The organism is Gordonia liuliyuniae, from assembly GCF_021739025.1.
Taxonomy (GTDB): Bacteria; Actinomycetota; Actinomycetes; order Mycobacteriales; family Mycobacteriaceae; genus Gordonia; species Gordonia liuliyuniae.
Map to the genome: position 1 here is coordinate 89,213 of NZ_JAKKOT010000008.1, position 16,796 is coordinate 106,008.

Sequence of the window (16,796 nt, forward strand, 5' to 3'; positions counted from 1 at the left end):
CACGATGCGACGTTCACACCGCGTGCTGGCCGCTGCTCTTGCAGCGGTCACCTCGCTCGGGGTCCTCACCGCGTGCAGCACCGGGGACGACGCCGTCGCACAGAACCAGACCAACCAGTTCGTCTCGCCCGACGGCAAACTCGTCCTCTCGTATCCACCGAGCGACCGCAAAGCCGCAGGCGACGTGAGCGCGCCGGACCTGTTGACCGACGAGACCATCGACCTCGACGAGTTTGCCGACCAAGTCGTCGTCGTCAACGTGTGGGCGTCCTGGTGCGCGCCGTGCCGCAAGGAGTTCACCGAACTCGAAGCCACCTACCAGAAGACCAAGGACAAGGGCGTCACGTTCCTCGGCATCGACTTCCGTGACAGCAAGTCGAACGCCAAGGACTTCTTCAGCGACAACAAAGTGAGCTACCGGTCCATGTACGACTACGGCGGCGCGTCGCTCGCCGCCCTCGGGGTGCCCGTCGGCGCGGTCCCGACCACCGTTGTCCTGGACCGCCAGCACCGTCCGGCGAAGGTGTTCCTCAAGGCGATCACCGAAGAAGAACTGACACAGGCCGTGCTCGACGTCGCGAACGAGCAGTCTGGACCCAATGAGCAGTCTGGGCCCAATGAGCAATCTGGGTCGAACGAGCAATCTGGGTCGAAGTCGCACCGATGACCCAGGTGAACCTGGCGGACGTCGGTGACTCGTTCGCGTCGACAGTCGTTTCGGGGCCGCTGCTGCTCGCGCTCGGCGCATGCGTGATCACCGGTTTCGTGTCGTTCGCGTCGCCGTGCGTGGTCCCCCTCGTACCCGGCTACCTCTCGTATCTGGCCGGGCTCGTCGGCGCCGAGGCGCCTGCCGTCTCGGCCGACGAGAACCGCAAGAGCGGACGGTGGCGGGTGGTCGGGGCCGCAGGCCTGTTCGTCCTCGGTTTCACTGTCGTGTACGTCCTCGCCACGGCCGCGATCTTCGGTGTCACCTCCGTGTTCCTGGACACCGATCGGCTCGAACTGATGCAGCGGATCGGTGGCGTCCTCACCATCGTGATGGGATTGGTGTTCCTCGGCATGATCCCGTTCCTGCAGCGCGATCGCCGGATGGCGCCCCGGCGCTACTCCAATGTGATCGGCGCGCCCGTGCTCGGCGCGGTGTTCGCCGTCGGGTGGATCCCGTGTAGCAGCGCGACGCTCGGCGCAGTCCTGAGCGTCTCGATGGCGACCGAGGGGGCGTCGGCGTGGCGCGGCGCACTCTTGGTGACGGCGTACTGTCTCGGGCTGGGCATCCCGTTCCTGATCCTCGCCGCCTCGTCGGCCTGGGCGGTGCGGAGCCTCGGATTCATCCGACGACACGCGCGCGCCATCCAGATCTTCGGCGGCGTCGCGCTCATCGCGGTCGGCGTACTACTGGTCACCGGTACGTGGAACGAGGTCGTCGACTGGTTCCGATTCAACATGATGAACGATGTGGAGTTGCCGATATGAGCTCGTCCCAGAGCCCCGTTCAGCGCTTCGTCGTCGTCCCGCTGCGCAAGACGTGGCGTGGGCTCACCTCGATGCGTACAGCGCTGGCATTGCTCTTTCTGCTCGCCCTCGCTGCGATCCCCGGGGCACTGCTGCCGCAGCGCGACCTCAACGAGCAGAAGACGCTCGAATACATCGCTGACAAGGGCACGCTCGGCGAGTGGATGGATCGCGTCCAACTGTTCGACGTGTTCTCGTCGAGTTGGTTCACCGCGATCTACCTGCTGCTGTTCATCTCGCTCGTCGGCTGCCTCACGCCACGGATCTGGGAGCACTACAAGGCGTTGCGGACGCCGCCGGTCGCCGCGCCCCGCAACCTGGGCCGGCTGCCGCGTCACATCACCGAGACCGTCGACGGCGAACCGGCGGCAGTCGCCGAGACGGTCACCGGAAACCTGCGGGGATGGCGCAAGACCGTCCGCGTCGTCGAATCGTCCGAACGATACCCGGACGGCGCAGTCGAAGTGTCCGCCGAGAAGGGGTACCTCCGCGAACTCGGCAACCTCGTGTTCCACTTCGCGCTGCTCGCGCTCCTCGTCGCGATCGCGACGGGCAAGATGCTCGGTTACGAGGGCTCCCGCACTCTCGTCGCCGACGGCGAACAAGTCTTGTGCAACACCTCGACCGCGGTCTACGACACGTTCCGGTCCGGCGCACTCGTCGACGGCACGGGCCTCGCACCGTTCTGCTTCCGCGTCGACGACTTCTCCGCGACGTTCCTGCCCAACGGGCAGCCCGACATGTACGACGCCAAGGTCGCCTACACGACCGATGTGACGTCGGCGCCGGACACCTGGCCGACCACCTCGGTCCAGGTGAACAAGCCGCTCCGGATCGCAGGCGACCGTGTCTACGTGCTGGGCAACGGTTTCGCGCCGACGTTCACCGTCACCTTCCCGAACGGGGAGAAGCGCACCCAGACCGCACCGTTCCTGCCGCAGTCGACGCAGACGATGCTGTCCGAGGGAGCGATCCGATTCGAGACGCCCGCAGGCATGTACCCGAACCCCGACGACCGTCGGAAGAACCAGATCGCGATTCAAGGTCTGTTCGCGCCTGACCCGGTGTTCGGGCACGGTGGACTGCTCGACTCGCAGTCGCCGGTCGTCAACAGACCGACGACAGCCATCCGCGTCTACGAAGGCGATACGGGCATCGACTCCGGCACTCCGCAGAACGTCTACTCGCTCGACCAGAAGCTCGTCGACCAAGGCCGCCTCGTCCAGAAGGCGTCGGTCAACCTCGAGGTCGGGAAGGACGTCGTCCTCGAGGACGGGACCCGCGTCTCGTTCGACGGCTACCAGCGCTGGGTGTCGGTGCAGGTCTCACACGACCCGGCGCAGACCTGGGTGCTGGTGTCCGCCGTCGCCATGGTGTTAGGCCTGGTGGTCTCGCTGATGATCAGGCGACGTCGCATCTGGGTGCGACTCGTGCCGGCCAAGGGCGACTCAGCTAGTGACAACAGCGAAGTCCGACGTACTGTAGTAGAGGTTGCCGGACTGGCCCGAACCGATCAGGCGGGCTGGGGCGAAGGCTTCGAAGACCAGGCGCACGGTCTGCTGACCGTCGCCGACAAGCGCGCCAAGCTGTGATGCGCGAGATCGAGAAGAAGGATCACTGATGGAAGAGACGTCGTACGTCAACGAGACGCTCGGCCAGTACTCCGACTGGTTCTACGCGACCGCGGTCACCGTGTACGCGATCGCGATGATCCTGTTCCTCGCGTCGCTGGCGTCGGCTCGGTTCGCCAAGATCGAGAAGACACAGGCACGTGAACTCGTCGGCGCCGGGGCGAGCGTCTCCGCGGACGACCGTGTGCCCGGCCGCGTCGCAGGCCCCGCGCCACGTCGCGGCGCTGGTGAACGTCTCGGCTCCATGGCGTACCCGGTCGTCTGGGTCGGCCTCGCCGCGCACCTCACGTCGATCGTGCTGCGCGGTGTCGCGACCGACCGCGCGCCGTGGGGCAACATGTACGAGTTCATCTCGCTCACGTGCATCGCGTGCGTCGCGGCGGGCGTCGTCGTGCTGCGTCGCCGTGAGCATCGGCCACTGCTCAGCTTCGTGCTGATCCCGGTCATCCTGCTCATGTTCATCGCGGGAAAGTTCTTGTACACGGTGCCCGCGCCCGTCGTTCCCGCGCTGAAGTCGTACTGGCTCGCGATCCACGTCTCGATCATCTCGATCTCGTCCGGCGTGCTGCTCGTATCGGGCGTCGCCAGCATCCTGTTCCTGGTGAAGCAGCGGTGGAACGTGAAAGCGGACGAGACCGCGAGCGGCTTCTCCGGGGGGCTCGGGCGTCTGCTCGGCCACCTTCCGTCGCTGGAGTCGCTCGACCGGCTCGCCTACAAGTGCGTGGTCATCGGCTTCCCGCTGTTCGGCCTCGGCGTCATCTGCGGAGCGATCTGGGCAGAGTCGGCGTGGGGCCGTTTCTGGGGCTGGGATCCGAAGGAGACCGTCTCATTCATCGCGTGGGTCATCTACGCCGCCTACCTGCATGCGCGCGCGACCGCCGGCTGGCGCAACGCCGCCGCATGGATCAATGTCGCGGGGTTCGTGGCTTTGCTGTTCAACCTCTTCGCGATCAACCTCGTCGTGTCGGGTCTGCACTCCTACGCAGGACTGTGACGTCGCAGCTCGGTCGTTGAGGGGCGCGGACGTCAGAGGCTGTTGAGGAAGTCCGGATCGTCGTCCGGGCCCTTGGGGGCTGCCCCGCGGCGCCGGTCGGGGACCGGGTGTTCGGTCGGCGGCTGCCGCAACCCGATCAGGCGCCACCCGATGAATGCGATCGCGCAGATCAGGACTGCTGCTAATAGAAATCCCATGGCAACGGCCACCTCCTGAGAGTCCACGTTACGTGAACTCTCAGGGGAGGTGGCCGTCATGTCGTTCGAGGGCGTCCTCGTGGCGAGGAGCGGCCTGTCAGGAACGGTTGAGGAGCGCTACGACGTCGGCCTCACGGAAACGACGGTGGCCGCCTGGCGTGCGGATCGACTTGAGGACGCCCGACGACGCCCACCGTGCGACGGTCTTCGGATTGACGTTGAACATCGCCGCGACCTGTCCCGGGGTGAGGTTGTGCTGTGTCGCCAGCGCGGGCGTGATCATGCCGCTGGTCGTCTGCTCGTCGTTCTCGGCGATTGCGGTCATTGGTTGAGACCTCCTGTGGGTGGTTGTAGTTCCATTGACGCCGACCGGCCGGTTTCTGCCGATCGCCCGGACAGTTCCATCTGTACACGCACTTGCGGTGGTTGCTCGAACAGTCAGGTGTAAGTAAAGAGACCGTAATGTCCGTTAGGTGGGGGACGAAAGACCCTAGCGATCGTCGGCGACGGCGTCTCGGGGTGCGGTCGCGGGGGTGGAAAAGAAGGATGCGCAGGCACGTATCCTGGAACCCATGAGTGAAGACCGTGCCGTGACCACACCGGCGAACGACGAAGCGCCCGCCACCATGGGGACCCTCGTCGTCGCAGTCCTTCTGTACACGGCGGCTCGGCTGGTGCTCGTCGTCGCGATCGCGGCGGTGATCTTCTACGTCGCCAAGGCGGTCAGCGTCGACGTCCCGCTGGTCGTGGCCGCCGTCTTCGGTGTGCTGATCGCGCTCCCGCTCGGAATGGTCCTGTTCAAATCGCTACGACTGCGCGTCAACGATCAGATCGCGCGGGTCGACGCCGAACGGAGCGCGCGCCGAGACGACATCGCCTCGCGGTTGCGAGGCGACGAGTAGTGAGCGCCACGCGGGTCGTCGAGCGGGTGAGCGACCGGTCGTGGACCGCCGACGCCGTCCGCCGGATCGAAGCCGACGGGCTGCGCAGCGCCGACACGCATCTGTTGAAGGTCGATCTGCCGGACTGGTCCCGGACGCCCGCCGGGGGCGTCGACCTGTATCTGAAAGACGAGTCGACGCATCCGACGGGCTCACTGAAGCATCGCCTCGCCCGTTCACTGTTCCTGTATGCGCTGTGCAACGGGTGGATCGCGCCCGGAACCACGGTGATCGAAGCGTCGTCGGGGTCGACGGCCGTGTCGGAGGCGTATTTCGCGAAGTTGATCGGGGTCCCGTTCGTCGCCGTCATGGTGAAGGGCACGTCGCCGCGCAAGACCGAGCTGATCGAGGCGCAGGGTGGCATGTGCCACTTCGTCGACTCGCCGACCGAGATCTACACGGTGGCCCAACGACTCGAGCATGAGCTCGGCGGACACTTCATCGACCAGTTCACGATGGCCGAACGCGCCACCGACTGGCGCGGCAACAACAACATCGCCGAATCGGTCTTCGCGCAGATGGCCGGCGAGCCGCACCCGGTACCGGAGTGGATCGTCGTCGGGGCGGGCACCGGTGGCACGTCCGCGACGTTCGGCCGCTACCTCCGCTACCAGCAGCACGACACCCGCCTCGCCGTGGTCGACGTCGAGAACTCGGTCTTCCTGCCCGCGTACGAGGCGGGGGACGGAAGCATCGTGTCGACGGGGGCATCGCGCATCGAGGGGATCGGCCGACCGCGAGTGGAGCCGTCGTTCGTCTCGCAGGTGATCGACGCGATGATCGGTGTACCCGATGCCGCGTCGGTCGCCGCCGCCCGGTTCCTGTCGAACCGGCTCGGCCGCCGTGTCGGCGGGTCGACGGGCACCAACTTCTGGGGTGCGTGTGTCCTGCTCGCCGAGATGGTCCGGCACGGGCGAGCGGGCAGCGTCGTCACCCTGCTGTGCGACAGCGGCGACCGCTACGATCACACCTACTTCAACGATGCCTGGGTTGCGCAGCAGGGACTCGAACTGGGCCCGCCGACAGCCGTTCTCGACGAGTACTTCGCGACCGGGAGCTGGCGCGAATAGCGAATCTCGTAACGTTGGCACTCGAACCGGTCCCCACGAACGGTTCGAGTGCCAACGTTCACGAACTTGAGGGGCGCGCGTGTCGACAGTCGAGGCCACCGACCTGGTGCGTGAATATCGGATGGGCGGCGAGACCGTGCGGGCGCTCGACGGCCTCCGACTTTCGGCGTCACCGCGTCGGATTCATCTTCCAGTTCTTCAATCTCGTCCCGACCCTGTCGGCGTGGGAGAATGTCGCGCTGCCGAAGCTGCTGGACTCTAAGTCGCTGGCGAAGGCGAGACCACGCGCTGTCGAACTCATGGAGCGCGTCGGGCTCGGTGACCGGATCAACCACCGTCCGTCGGAGATGTCCGGCGGACAGATGCAACGGGTGGCGATCGCGCGGTCGCTCATCATGGATCCGAAGATCGTTCTCGCCGACGAGCCGACCGGCAATCTCGACTCGCAGACCGGTGCAGACGTGCTCGCGCTCCTCTCCGACGTCGCCCACGAAGGGGCGGACCGGTTGGTGCTGATGGTCACCCACGATCGCGGCGCGGCCGACGTCTGCGATCGGGTGGTGACGGTCCGAGACGGCAGGGTTTTCGGCGGGACGGACCGGTAAGTGCGCGCCGTGTCGGCGGGCATCACGCGAGTCCGGGTCATCGGGTTGCGCGACCTGGCGACCCACAAGCTGCGCGTGATCACGTCGCTGCTCGTCGTCCTGGTCTCGTCGGCGCTTCTCGTCGCGGTCCTGTCGGTGTACGGCTCGTTGACCGCGTCGGTGCACGATTTCACCGCGGCGATCTCCGGCGACGCGACGATCGAAGTCGCGGCGATCGCCGACTCGGGCGTCGACGCCGACCTCGCAGGTGAGCTCCGCCGGGAGATTCCGCAGGCGAAGAGCGTCGTCCCGGTGATCCGCGGAACGGTGAACATCGACGGCGAGCCGACCGTCCTCATCGGTTCGGACTATCGGGCGTCGTCGTTGTCGCCCCAGTTGCGCGACGCCGTCGACGACGGCCATTGACATCGTGTACTCGCCGCTCTGGTCGTCGGCCTGGTACGTCGGCGTGTCCGCGATGCTGTGCCTGGTCGGTGCGCTCGTCCCCGCGATCCGGGCGGCGCGGTTGAACATCAGCGAGTCCGTGGCGTCGGAGTAAGCCGCCGAAACCTTATCGTCAATAAATATTGACAACGTGCTGGATGTCAACTTAACCTGACAAGATGCACGACGATGAAACGACGACAGACGCGGCGACCGTCGCGGGAACAGCGGCCAGTGACGACCCGGGCGTAGGGCTCGGAACGGTCCGGGCGCTCCGAACCCTCGCGGACCGTCTCGAAGACGTCCACGTCTCGTCGGCTCGCGCCAAAGGGTGGAGCTGGCAGGCGATCGCAGACGTACTCCAGGTCAGCCGTCAGGCCGTGCACCAGAAGCACTCACAACGAGAAGCCGCTTCGGCGGCCGGAAAGGACGGCAACGATGTTTGACCGTTTCTCGCGGGAAGACCGCACACTGTTCATGTTCGCCACGCAGGAGGCCCGGGACCTCGGCCACTCCACGCTAGGCAACGACCACCTGATCCTCGGCATGCTCTGCAACGCCCGAAGCCCGATCTTCGGCGTGCTCGGCGAACTGGGTTTCACACTCGACGGCGCCCGAAAGGTCGTCGCCGAGCATCACGAAGACAACGACGAGCCGTCGACACCCGACGCCGACGGCCGCTATGAAGAAGACAAAGAAGCACTCCGCAGCATCGGGATCGACCTCAATCGCGTCCGTGAGGCCGTCCAGTCGAAGTTCGGCGATGACCTCGCCGACGGCTGGGGCGAACGCTCGGGCCGGGGTCGGGGCCGCGGTCGAGGTGGCGACTGCGGTGAACGTCACGGTCGCGGGCCGCACGGTCGTGGCCGCGGCCCCGGATTCGGTTGGCCGGCCGACGCGCCAGGGTTCGGTCCAGGATTCGGTCCGGGTTTCAGCGGCCCCGGCTGGGATCCCGAAGGCCCGTGGGATGGTGGTCGTGGTCGCCGCGGACCTCGCGGACGCGGCCGGGCGCGCATGAACGGCCCGGTACGCGACTCGTTGCGCTCGGCCGTCATGCTGGCGCGCACGCGCGGTGACGACCGGATCGGCGTCGCGCACCTGATGCTCGGCATTCTCGACGCGGACGACGACGCCTCGCGCACGGTCATCGAGGCCGTGACCGACCGCGCCACGCTGCGCGCCAACGTCGAAGCGATGCTGGAGCCCGCCGCCGTCTGACCGCAGATCCGGTCCTATGGCCGGATCTGTGCGGTCACGTCAGTCCGAGCGCGAATCCCGTCATGACGGCCCACATGAGCATCGCCTGGCCGGTCGTCGCGAGGGACGGGACCAGATCGCGGCCCCGGTCGCCCGCGAGGACGGGACGGGCCGCGGCGATGGCGAGCGGCGCGGCGAGCAGACCGGCCAGCGCGAACGTCGTTACCGGCGTGAGCACGATGGTCATCACGAACGGCAGCGTGATTAAGAAGGCGAACAGGCCGCGGGTGCCGTTCTCGCCGAGCCGGACGGCGAGCGTGATCTTCCCAGACTCCCGGTCGGTGGGAATGTCGCGCAGATTGTTCACGACGAGCACCGCGCTGGAGAACGAGCCGACGGCCACCGCGCACACCCCGCCGATCCAGTCGATGCGGCCGCACGTCACGTACTGGGTGCCCAGGACGGCGACGAGACCGAAGAACACGAACACGGCTATCTCGCCGAACCCGAGGTAGCCGTACGGCTTCTTACCGCCCGTGTAGAACCACGCGCCCGCGATGCACACGACGCCGACCGCGATGAGCCAGTAGGCGGTCGTGATCGCGACCGCCAGGCCCGCCGCCGCAGCGATGCCGAAACAGATGAACGCCGCGGCTTTGACCGCGCCGGGGCGAGCGGCCTTCGATCCGACCAGGCGCATCGGTCCGACCCGATCGTCATCGGTGCCGCGGACCCCGTCCGAGTAGTCGTTGGCGAAGTTGACGCCGATGATCAACGCGAGTGCGACGACCAATGCCAACACGGCCTTCCACCAGGTCGCCTCGCCGAGATGGGCGGCGGCCCCGACTCCGACGACGACGGGTGAGACAGCGTTCGGCAGCGTCCGAGGTCGGGCGCCTTGAATCCATTCATTGACGGTAGCCACGCCCTAGAGCATGTCACCGTCGACCGATCGCTCGCCTGGCCGGGGGCCTCCGATTACGCGACTCGCAGTATCAGCAACCTCTCAGGAATCCTCCGAACGGACGCTGTCCGACAGGAGTCGCGGACTGCTTACATCGGATGGTGAAGCTCAAGGGGAAAGTCGCGGCTACCACCCTCGCCGGACTCATGGTCACGGGGATCGGCGCGCCCGCATGGGGCGTCGATCCGACCGACGCGGCTCTCGATCAGTATGCAGACCTGGGACCTCGACCTGCCGAGTTCGACGATGTGCTTGGCACCTGGGTGGACGCCGGCCGGTTGGGGTCCGCCTTCGTCGTCGTCACGCCGGGGACTGACGACACGGGCCTGGCAGAGCGGACGGCTGGCCTGGTCGGTGACCGTGAGAACCGGATCATCAAGTACCCGGAATCGATCTGGCCGCTGGCGTCGGGCAAATCCGATTCGCTGCTGCCGTTGTTCGCGCCCACCTATGACGAATCCAAAGAGGTCGCCGTAAGCGCGAACCTTGAGATGATGCGCGCACTCGCAGGCGCCCCCTACGTGGTGGTCTATACCGGCTACTCGCAGGGCGCCGACGCGCTCGGGAACGCAGCCGAACGGGCCGAACCCGGACTGCTCGGTGAGAACACGTTGATTCTGCTCGTCTCCGACCCCCGTGGCCCGTGGGGCCTCAAAGCGGGGTTGGCGAAGATTCCGTTCTCGGCGCCGGTCATGGCGCTCGTCGGAGCGGAGAGCGACGGCGCGCGCGACCCGGCGGACACCGGCGACGCCCAGGTAGTGCAAGTGATCGTCAAGGGCGACCCGGTCGCCGACTGGCAGTGGAACCCCCTGCGCCCCGTCTCCTCGCTCCTGGTCGACCTCGCCGGATTCATCACCATCCACGCGGGCACCGGGCCGTACTCATACGCGAACCTCGACGGATTGACACTGGAGAAGACGCTCTACAGTGCCGACGGGAACACGACCTATGAGGTGTACGACACCTACCATCCGCTGGCGCTCGTCAACTGGATGATCGCCGATGCCCTGGGCTTCGACGTCGACGAAGAACAACTCGAGGAGTGGGACCGCCAGGCGGAGTTGTTCTACCCGCTGCAGGAGATCTCCCCGGAGACCGCCGCTCCCGGCGTGAAGGTCGTCACCGATCAGCCCGCGGGCAGGCACCGGTTGGTCGACGGCAACGGCGACCACGTCCAGGCTCCCGACGTGGTGACCACTGGTGCAGGCGCGTACGTGCCGCGCCATGCGGCACCGGACAGCGATCCCGCGCCGGCCGACCCCGAGGCCCAGGCCCCTGAACCGGCCCCGACGGCACCTGAAACGACAGGGCCAGCAACGACAGCACCCGAAACGACGGCACCCGAAACGACGGGGCCCGCGGCGACAGGGCCCACGACTGCGACGGACGCGACGGATTCCGGGACGACGGATTCGGGGACGACGGATTCCGGGACGACGGGGGAACAGCCGGAGGCGCCGACGGCCGCCGACGATGCGCCTGAGGACGACGCGGCGTGATCAGCTGAGCAGTTCCCGCAACCGTCTGCGGTCCACCTTGCCGGGGCCACGGCTCGGCAGGGTGTCGAGCACGAACAGTTCGCGGGGGGCGGCGTACCGATCCAGCCGTTCGGCGACGATGTCGCGGATCTCGGCGAGGGTCGGCTCCGGCCCGCCCGGTGCGGGCACGACGGCGGCGACCACGCGCTCACCGAGCCGTTCGTCACCGAGCCCGACCACCGCGCAGTCGGCGACCGTCGGAAGCTCGTCGATCACCGCTTCGACGACTTGTGGGATCACTGTGAGTCCCCCGGTGGAGATCGCCTCGTCCGCACGGCCGACGATCCGCAACGTCCCGTCGTCGACGACGCCGAGGTCGTCCGTCCGGAACCAGCCGGGCTCGGCGAACGCCGGATGGTCGAGTAGATTCCGGTAGCCGAGGGCGACTGTCGCACCGCCCAGGATCACGCGGCCGACCCCGTCGGAATCGGCGTCGTCGATCCGGATCTCGACGCCCCGCAGCGGGATGCCGTCATACACGCATCCACCCGCGGTCTCGCTCATCCCGTATGTCCGGACGATCGTCAGGCCCGCCTCGACCGCCTGCCGTTGCAGTGCGGCGGGGGTCGCCGCTCCGCCGACGAGAACGCCGTCGAGTTCGGCGAGCGCTGCGGTGGCGGTCGGGGACTCGAGTGCTTTGCGTAACTGGACTGGGACGAGCGAGGTGTATCGGCGCGGTCCGTCGAGCGCGTCTACCGCGGACCGTAGGACGGTGGGGTCGAATCCGGACGACAGATCGACGACCACGGGCTCGTGCCCGGCAGCGAGAGAGCGCAGCATCACCTGCAGGCCCGCGATGTGGTGCGGCGGCAACGCCAACAGCCACGCGCCCGGACCGCCGAGTGCCTCGGCGGTCGCGTCCGCCGACGCGCGCAGCGTGTCGCGGGTGTGCATGGCCCCCTTCGGCACTCCGGTCGTCCCGGACGTCGACACGACGAGCGCGACACGGTCGTCGATCTCTTCGCCGACACCGAGATGCACCGACATGAGGTCAGACGCGGCGGACCCGACGTCGGGAAGCGGCAGGTACGCGGCGTCACCGGACAGGAGAGCCGACAGATCTCGCCGGGCGTCGCGCACGGCGAGATTCGGTGGAAGGACCAGCGGTCGGAGCAGTCTCAGGATTCGTCCTTCGGGGTAGATGGCCCGAACGGGTCGCCGTCGAACGGCCAACTGTGCTCTGCCAGACGATCACGGACCCGCTGGACGTCTTCGTCTCGGGGTAGTTCGTCAGTCACTTTAGTGATCTCGACGGCGATCTCGACCGAGTCAACCGGTTGGGCGGGCAGCAGACCGCTGGCGACCTGCGCGACCTCGTCGTCGCTGAGTTGACGGCGCAGCAACGCCAGCAGCGGAACGTAATCGCTCTGCGGGACGCCCTGCGGGTACCCGGCACGGAGCCAGGAGCGGATCGTGGTGAGCAGCGACGGGCGGTCCACGGCGGGCCGACCTAGTCGGTCGTGGAGACTTTGAGCGCCAACGGCCACCCTGCGGCCGCGAGACGCGAGGCGACTTGACGCTGTTCTTCAACGGACGGCGCCTGCTCAGTGACGGCGTGGATCGCGTCCCGGATCCGTTCGGGCGTCGCCGGGTTCTCGGTGCCGTATTCGACTGCGAGTTTGAGGACGATGTCGGTGATCTCCGACTCGGTCAACACCGGAGTCAGCAGGGCGAATAGCGGAGGATAGTCCGCGGCGGGCACGCCCTCAGGATACCCGGCACGAATCCAGGTGATCACGTTCTCGAACAGTGAAGGAGCCATGGTGGTTCGGGAGATCCTTTCAGATCACTTGTAAGCGAAGTCAGGGAAGATCCGCAGATCGAAGTAGTAGAGGAGCGTCTGACGGGTGACCCAGAGAATCCCGACGGCGATGATCAGCGCCGCGAGTCCGACCAGGACGAACCCGAGGTACTTCAGGGCGGGAGTCTTGCGGGTGCTCGTCTCGAGTTCGCCGTCGCCCGCGGCCTCCGCACGCATGCCGAGTGCGAACAGAGAGGGGATTCCGGCGCCGAGGAGTAGGCCGACGGCCAAGACCTTCATGAGCGATTCGACGATGTCCATTGCGATCTACCTTTCGAGGAGCCGGAGACTCAAGCCTGAGTGGAGGTCGTCGGGTCGCCCGAGGTCGGGACGGGAGTCTCGGCCTCGGCGTCCCACTCGGCGTTGACGTTGCTGGCGTCGATCTTCTGCTGCTGTGCACGCCAGTACATGTAGCCCGACAGAGCGGCGAGGATCGCGAAGATGACGATCGCGCCTGGAGCGCCGCCGATCAGGTGTGCGAGCCAGAAGCAGAGCGCGCCGACGATCGCGGCGGCTGGGAGCGTGGTGACCCAGGCGATGGCCATGCGGCCTGCGACGCCCCAGCGGACTTCGGCGCCCTTCTTGCCGAGCCCGCTGCCGAGGATCGAGCCGGTCGCCACGTGCGTGGTCGACAGGGCCATGCCTGCGACCGACGACGTGAGGATGATCGCGGCGGACGATGCCTCGGCGGCCATTCCCTGGGGTGCCTTGATCTCGACGAGTCCCTTGCCGAGCGTGCGGATGATGCGCCAGCCGCCGAGCCAGGTGCCCAAGGCGATCGCGCCGGCACACGCGAAGACGACCCAGAACGGGAGTCCGTGGGCGACCGACGCGGCGTCGAGGTGGCCGGTGGCGATCAGGGCGAGGGCGATGACGCCCATCGTCTTCTGTGCATCACCGGTGCCGTGTGCGAGGGAGACCAGCGACGCCGATGCGATCTGGCCTCGGCGGAAGCCGCGTTCCTTCTTGAGTTCGGACATGCCGTTGGTGATCGCGTAGATCAGGAGTGTGCCGACCGCGGCGACGACGCAGGCGATGACCGGCGCGAACAGCGCTGGCACGATGATCTTGCCGAGGATGCCGTGCCAGTTGATGCCGGTGGTTCCGATGGCGGCGAGCCCGGAGCCGATCAGTCCGCCGAACAGTGCGTGCGAGGAACTCGACGGTAGGCCGAACAACCAGGTGAAGAGGTTCCACAGGATGGCGCCGATCAGGCCGGCGAAGATGATGATCAAAGCCTTGTTCGCGTCGAGGCCTTCGACGAGCGTTCCCGCGCCCTCACCCGACGTGTTCTGAATCTTCAGAACGTCCTTCGTGATGGTGGCGGCGACCTCGACCGAGAGGAATGCGCCGACGAGGTTCAAGATCGCGGAGAGTCCGACGGCTACCTTGGGCTTGAGTGCGCCCGTGGCGATGGATGTCGCCATGGCGTTGCCGGTGTCGTGAAAACCATTGGTGAAGTCGAAGCCCAGGGCTGTGACGATCAACAGCACAAGAATGATCATCTCTGCGGTCATGGCACTACTATGCGGCTCGAACCATATGGCTCGTCAACTCGGGATTTGCCGAGAAAGTTGCCGTGAACAGTGTGTTTACCGTGGATCCCGGCCTATTCATGCAATGTTCACCGGGGCGACCGACGCGCGTCACCGAGCGGGTCCTCAGTGGATTTCCATCGGGGGGACGGAAGGTGTCGAGGAGGTGAACTGAGGCGACGTGACCGGCGGCGATGACGTGCGACGGGCGTCACGTTCGGGGCCGTCGAGGTTGTGGAACAATCGCGGAATGACGATGAAGCTGGGCATGCCTATCAACTATGCAGGCGACTTCCGCGAGACGATCGACAACCTGCGCGACTTCGAATCCGTTGGCGTTCGGCGGGTGACGGTCCCCGAGGCCTACAGTTTCGACGCCGTCAGCCAGCTCGGATACATCGCGGCCCGGACCGAGACGATGGAGTTGCAGACCGGCATCTTGCCGATGTATTCGCGGACGCCGACCAACTTGGCGATGACGGCGGCCGGCATGGACTACATCAGCGGCGGCCGCTTCATTCTCGGCATCGGCGCATCCGGGCCGCAGGTGATCGAGGGATTCCATGGCGTCAAGTACGACTACCCGCTCGGTCGGGCCCGCGAACATGTCGACATCTGCCGCCAGGTGTGGCGCCGGGAGAAGGTGGAGCACCGCGGTAAGTCGTACCAACTGCCGTTGACGGAGGAGGACGGTGGATCCGGGCTCGGCAAGTCGCTCAAGATCATCAACCATCCGGTGCGTGAACGGATTCCGATGCTGCTTGCGGCGATCGGACCCAAGAACGTCGAGTTGGCGGCAGAGCTCTACGAGGAGTTCCAGCCGTTCCTGTTTCACCCCGAGTATGTGGACGCGGCGTTCGGTCCGGCGCTCGAGGCTGGCCGAGCCAAGCGCGACCCGTCGTTGGGTGACCTGTCGATCGTCGTCCAGACGTCGACGCTGATCACCGACGACGCGGAGAAGGCGGAGGCTGCGTTGAACGCGGTCCGCCACCATTCGGCGCTGTACATCGGCGGCATGGGCGCGCGCGGCAAGAACTTCTACAATTCGCTCGTCCAGCGCTACGGCTACGTCGACGAGGCGAAGACCATCCAGGACCTGTATCTAGAAGGACGCAAGGAGGAAGCCGCCGCGGCAGTCCCGGACGAACTGGTCCGCGCGATGAGCCTCATCGGCCCGCGTTCGTACGTCCAAGAGCGTGTCGAAGCGTTCCGCAGCGCCGACGTCGGCGTCATCCTCGCCTCTCCGGCCGCCGCGACGCACGCCGACCGTGTCGAGGACATGCGCGTCCTCGCTGAGATCATCGGCTGACGGTTCGCGAAACCTACACCGCTCAGGCGTTTGGTCTGGGCATGGGCGGGTGTGTGCGTTCTGCGGTGTAGGTTTCGCCAGTAGTACGGGGGCTCAGTAGTAATACGGGTAGTCGTCCCAGTTCGGATCGCGCTTCTCCAGGAACGCGTCGCGACCTTCGACGGCCTCGTCGGTCATGTACGCCAGACGGGTCGCCTCACCTGCGAACACCTGCTGACCCATCAGGCCGTCGTCGGCCAGGTTGAAGGCGTATTTGAGCATGCGCTGCGCGGTCGGGGACTTCGAGTTGATCTTTCGTCCCCATTCGATGGCGGTGTTCTCCAGGTCGGCGTGGTCGACGACTCGGTTCACCGCACCCATCCGGTGCATGGTCTCGGCGTCGTACGCCTCGCCGAGGAAGAAGATCTCCCGCGCGAACTTCTGACCGACCTGTTTGGCGAGGTAGGCGCTGCCGTATCCGGCGTCGAAGCTGCCAACGTCTGCGTCGGTTTGCTTGAAGCGGGCGTGCTCTCGCGAGGCGAGAGTCAAGTCGGCCACGGCGTGCAGCGAGTGTCCGCCGCCTGCCGCCCATCCGTTGACGACGGCGATGACGACCTTCGGCATTGTGCGGATCAGGCGCTGCACTTCGAGGATGTGGAGGCGTCCGCCTTCGGCCTTCACACGCGCGGCGTCGACACCGTCGACGGTCGCCGCGTCGACGTTCGAATCGTGGCTGGTCGCATACTGATAGCCGCTGCGTCCGCGAATGCGCTGGTCACCGCCGCTGCAGAACGCCCACCCGCCGTCCTTCGGCGACGGGCCGTTGCCGGTCAACAGGATGGTGCCGACGTCGGGGGAGCGGCGCGCGTGGTCGAGCGTCCGGTACAACTCGTCAACCGTGTGCGGGCGGAACGCGTTGCGGACTTCGGGGCGGTCGAACGCGATCCGCACGATGCCGTCGGCCCGGCTCTCGCCGACATGACGGTGATAGGTGATGTCGGTGAGATCGTCGAAACCGTGCACCGGCTTCCACTGCGTCGGGTCGAACGGGGCGCTATTCGGGGCAGTCATACCGACGAGCCTATCGCCGGCCAATCACC

General features: G+C 66.6%; 21 protein-coding genes and 1 pseudogene. 13 read left to right on the forward strand and 9 right to left on the reverse strand.

Features of this window, described 5'->3' with window-relative positions; all coding sequences use genetic code 11:
* Window positions 1-4: 4 nt before the first annotated feature.
* The 4 genes from L5G28_RS17690 to ccsB are packed head-to-tail and all read left to right on the forward strand — an operon-like array spanning window position 5 to window position 4,137.
* Window positions 5-667 carry a TlpA family protein disulfide reductase gene (locus L5G28_RS17690; RefSeq protein WP_237002679.1) on the forward strand — a complete coding sequence of 221 codons (663 nt, stop codon included), beginning with the start codon at window positions 5-7 and terminating at the stop codon, window positions 665-667.
* Window positions 664-1,473, forward strand: coding sequence for a cytochrome c biogenesis CcdA family protein (locus tag L5G28_RS17695; protein WP_237002680.1), 810 nt, complete (start codon window positions 664-666; stop codon window positions 1,471-1,473). Before L5G28_RS17690 ends, L5G28_RS17695 begins: the two co-directional genes overlap by 4 nt.
* A complete protein-coding gene (resB, locus tag L5G28_RS17700) occupies window positions 1,470-3,104 on the forward strand; it encodes a cytochrome c biogenesis protein ResB (RefSeq protein WP_237002681.1) in 1,635 nt (544 codons plus the stop codon). Before L5G28_RS17695 ends, resB begins: the two co-directional genes overlap by 4 nt.
* A gap of 28 nt (window positions 3,105-3,132) precedes the next feature.
* Entirely contained in the window at window positions 3,133-4,137 is a 1,005-nt protein-coding gene (gene ccsB, locus L5G28_RS17705; RefSeq protein ID WP_237002682.1) for a c-type cytochrome biogenesis protein CcsB, read from the forward strand.
* 32 nt (window positions 4,138-4,169) lie between these two features.
* Here the strand turns inward: ccsB and L5G28_RS17710 are convergent, their stop codons facing one another.
* Both L5G28_RS17710 and L5G28_RS17715 read right to left on the reverse strand, forming a co-directional pair.
* Window positions 4,170-4,334 carry a hypothetical protein gene (locus tag L5G28_RS17710; protein ID WP_236998900.1) on the reverse strand — a complete coding sequence of 55 codons (165 nt, stop codon included), beginning with the start codon at window positions 4,332-4,334 and terminating at the stop codon, window positions 4,170-4,172.
* Window positions 4,335-4,431: 97 nt separating this feature from the next.
* Window positions 4,432-4,659, reverse strand: coding sequence for a BldC family transcriptional regulator (locus L5G28_RS17715; protein ID WP_308191581.1), 228 nt, complete (start codon window positions 4,657-4,659; stop codon window positions 4,432-4,434).
* Between the two features lie 247 nt (window positions 4,660-4,906).
* Between L5G28_RS17715 and L5G28_RS17720 the strand changes: the two genes are divergently transcribed.
* The 7 genes and pseudogenes from L5G28_RS17720 (at window position 4,907) to L5G28_RS17745 (ending at window position 8,591) form a co-directional block, all read left to right on the forward strand.
* Entirely contained in the window at window positions 4,907-5,236 is a 330-nt protein-coding gene (locus tag L5G28_RS17720) for a DUF4229 domain-containing protein (RefSeq protein ID WP_236998901.1), read from the forward strand.
* The gene (gene cds1, locus L5G28_RS17725; RefSeq protein WP_308191994.1) at window positions 5,236-6,345 is read left to right on the forward strand and encodes an L-cysteine desulfhydrase Cds1; all 1,110 of its coding nucleotides are present in this window, start codon (window positions 5,236-5,238) and stop codon (window positions 6,343-6,345) included. The genes L5G28_RS17720 and cds1 overlap by 1 nt, the downstream gene beginning before the upstream one ends.
* A gap of 146 nt (window positions 6,346-6,491) precedes the next feature.
* A pseudogene (locus L5G28_RS17730) lies at window positions 6,492-6,950 on the forward strand (ABC transporter ATP-binding protein); the annotation flags it as partial.
* Complete coding sequence (locus L5G28_RS17735) at window positions 6,951-7,355, forward strand: hypothetical protein (RefSeq protein ID WP_237002683.1); 405 nt, start codon at window positions 6,951-6,953, stop codon at window positions 7,353-7,355.
* Between the two features lie 4 nt (window positions 7,356-7,359).
* Window positions 7,360-7,488, forward strand: a complete 129-nt coding sequence (locus L5G28_RS19355; protein ID WP_265744556.1) for a hypothetical protein — start codon at window positions 7,360-7,362, stop codon at window positions 7,486-7,488.
* 64 nt (window positions 7,489-7,552) lie between these two features.
* Window positions 7,553-7,819 (forward strand): helix-turn-helix domain-containing protein, encoded by a 267-nt coding sequence (locus L5G28_RS17740; RefSeq protein WP_237002684.1) that lies wholly within the window; start codon window positions 7,553-7,555, stop codon window positions 7,817-7,819.
* Window positions 7,812-8,591 (forward strand): Clp protease N-terminal domain-containing protein, encoded by a 780-nt coding sequence (locus tag L5G28_RS17745; RefSeq protein WP_237002685.1) that lies wholly within the window; start codon window positions 7,812-7,814, stop codon window positions 8,589-8,591. Before L5G28_RS17740 ends, L5G28_RS17745 begins: the two co-directional genes overlap by 8 nt.
* Before the next feature lie 34 nt (window positions 8,592-8,625).
* On the opposite strand, the gene L5G28_RS17750 is transcribed toward L5G28_RS17745, so the two are convergent.
* The gene (locus L5G28_RS17750; RefSeq protein ID WP_237002686.1) at window positions 8,626-9,495 is read right to left on the reverse strand and encodes a 1,4-dihydroxy-2-naphthoate polyprenyltransferase; all 870 of its coding nucleotides are present in this window, start codon (window positions 9,493-9,495) and stop codon (window positions 8,626-8,628) included.
* A 140-nt stretch (window positions 9,496-9,635) separates the two neighbouring features.
* Between L5G28_RS17750 and L5G28_RS17755 the strand changes: the two genes are divergently transcribed.
* Entirely contained in the window at window positions 9,636-11,033 is a 1,398-nt protein-coding gene (locus L5G28_RS17755; RefSeq protein ID WP_237002687.1) for a PE-PPE domain-containing protein, read from the forward strand.
* Here L5G28_RS17755 and menE read toward each other — a convergent pair whose 3' ends face one another.
* Genes menE through L5G28_RS17780 form a run of 5 tightly spaced genes read right to left on the reverse strand, consistent with a single transcriptional unit; the run spans window position 11,034 to window position 14,390 of the window.
* Complete coding sequence (menE, locus tag L5G28_RS17760; protein ID WP_237002688.1) at window positions 11,034-12,152, reverse strand: o-succinylbenzoate--CoA ligase; 1,119 nt, start codon at window positions 12,150-12,152, stop codon at window positions 11,034-11,036.
* Window positions 12,153-12,190: 38 nt separating this feature from the next.
* Window positions 12,191-12,511, reverse strand: coding sequence for a DUF3349 domain-containing protein (locus tag L5G28_RS17765; RefSeq protein WP_237002689.1), 321 nt, complete (start codon window positions 12,509-12,511; stop codon window positions 12,191-12,193).
* 11 nt (window positions 12,512-12,522) lie between these two features.
* Window positions 12,523-12,834: a DUF3349 domain-containing protein gene (locus tag L5G28_RS17770; RefSeq protein WP_236998908.1), complete on the reverse strand. Its 312-nt coding sequence runs from the start codon at window positions 12,832-12,834 to the stop codon at window positions 12,523-12,525.
* Window positions 12,835-12,858: 24 nt separating this feature from the next.
* Complete coding sequence (locus L5G28_RS17775; protein WP_236998909.1) at window positions 12,859-13,134, reverse strand: hypothetical protein; 276 nt, start codon at window positions 13,132-13,134, stop codon at window positions 12,859-12,861.
* A gap of 29 nt (window positions 13,135-13,163) precedes the next feature.
* Entirely contained in the window at window positions 13,164-14,390 is a 1,227-nt protein-coding gene (locus L5G28_RS17780) for an inorganic phosphate transporter (RefSeq protein ID WP_237002690.1), read from the reverse strand.
* Between the two features lie 274 nt (window positions 14,391-14,664).
* Between L5G28_RS17780 and L5G28_RS17785 the strand changes: the two genes are divergently transcribed.
* A complete protein-coding gene (locus L5G28_RS17785) occupies window positions 14,665-15,717 on the forward strand; it encodes an LLM class F420-dependent oxidoreductase (RefSeq protein WP_372476920.1) in 1,053 nt (350 codons plus the stop codon).
* A 93-nt stretch (window positions 15,718-15,810) separates the two neighbouring features.
* Here the strand turns inward: L5G28_RS17785 and L5G28_RS17790 are convergent, their stop codons facing one another.
* A complete protein-coding gene (locus tag L5G28_RS17790; protein WP_237002691.1) occupies window positions 15,811-16,767 on the reverse strand; it encodes a 1,4-dihydroxy-2-naphthoyl-CoA synthase in 957 nt (318 codons plus the stop codon).
* Window positions 16,768-16,796 lie beyond the last annotated feature (29 nt).

Excerpts from the sequence above, each read along its gene's own strand:
- L5G28_RS17690 (WP_237002679.1), top strand. The coding sequence starts at position 5 with ATGCGACGTTCACACCGCGTGCTGGCCGCTGCTCTTGCAGCGGTCACC.
- L5G28_RS17695 (WP_237002680.1), top strand. The coding sequence starts at position 664 with ATGACCCAGGTGAACCTGGCGGACGTCGGTGACTCGTTCGCGTCGACA.
- resB (WP_237002681.1), top strand. The coding sequence starts at position 1,470 with ATGAGCTCGTCCCAGAGCCCCGTTCAGCGCTTCGTCGTCGTCCCGCTG.
- ccsB (WP_237002682.1), top strand. The coding sequence starts at position 3,133 with ATGGAAGAGACGTCGTACGTCAACGAGACGCTCGGCCAGTACTCCGAC.
- L5G28_RS17710 (WP_236998900.1), bottom strand. The coding sequence starts at position 4,334 with ATGGGATTTCTATTAGCAGCAGTCCTGATCTGCGCGATCGCATTCATC.
- L5G28_RS17715 (WP_308191581.1), bottom strand. The coding sequence starts at position 4,659 with ATGACCGCAATCGCCGAGAACGACGAGCAGACGACCAGCGGCATGATC.
- L5G28_RS17720 (WP_236998901.1), top strand. The coding sequence starts at position 4,907 with ATGAGTGAAGACCGTGCCGTGACCACACCGGCGAACGACGAAGCGCCC.
- L5G28_RS17740 (WP_237002684.1), top strand. The coding sequence starts at position 7,553 with ATGCACGACGATGAAACGACGACAGACGCGGCGACCGTCGCGGGAACA.
- L5G28_RS17745 (WP_237002685.1), top strand. The coding sequence starts at position 7,812 with ATGTTTGACCGTTTCTCGCGGGAAGACCGCACACTGTTCATGTTCGCC.
- L5G28_RS17770 (WP_236998908.1), bottom strand. The coding sequence starts at position 12,834 with ATGGCTCCTTCACTGTTCGAGAACGTGATCACCTGGATTCGTGCCGGG.
- L5G28_RS17775 (WP_236998909.1), bottom strand. The coding sequence starts at position 13,134 with ATGGACATCGTCGAATCGCTCATGAAGGTCTTGGCCGTCGGCCTACTC.
- L5G28_RS17780 (WP_237002690.1), bottom strand. The coding sequence starts at position 14,390 with ATGACCGCAGAGATGATCATTCTTGTGCTGTTGATCGTCACAGCCCTG.
- L5G28_RS17785 (WP_372476920.1), top strand. The coding sequence starts at position 14,665 with ATGAAGCTGGGCATGCCTATCAACTATGCAGGCGACTTCCGCGAGACG.
- L5G28_RS17790 (WP_237002691.1), bottom strand. The coding sequence starts at position 16,767 with ATGACTGCCCCGAATAGCGCCCCGTTCGACCCGACGCAGTGGAAGCCG.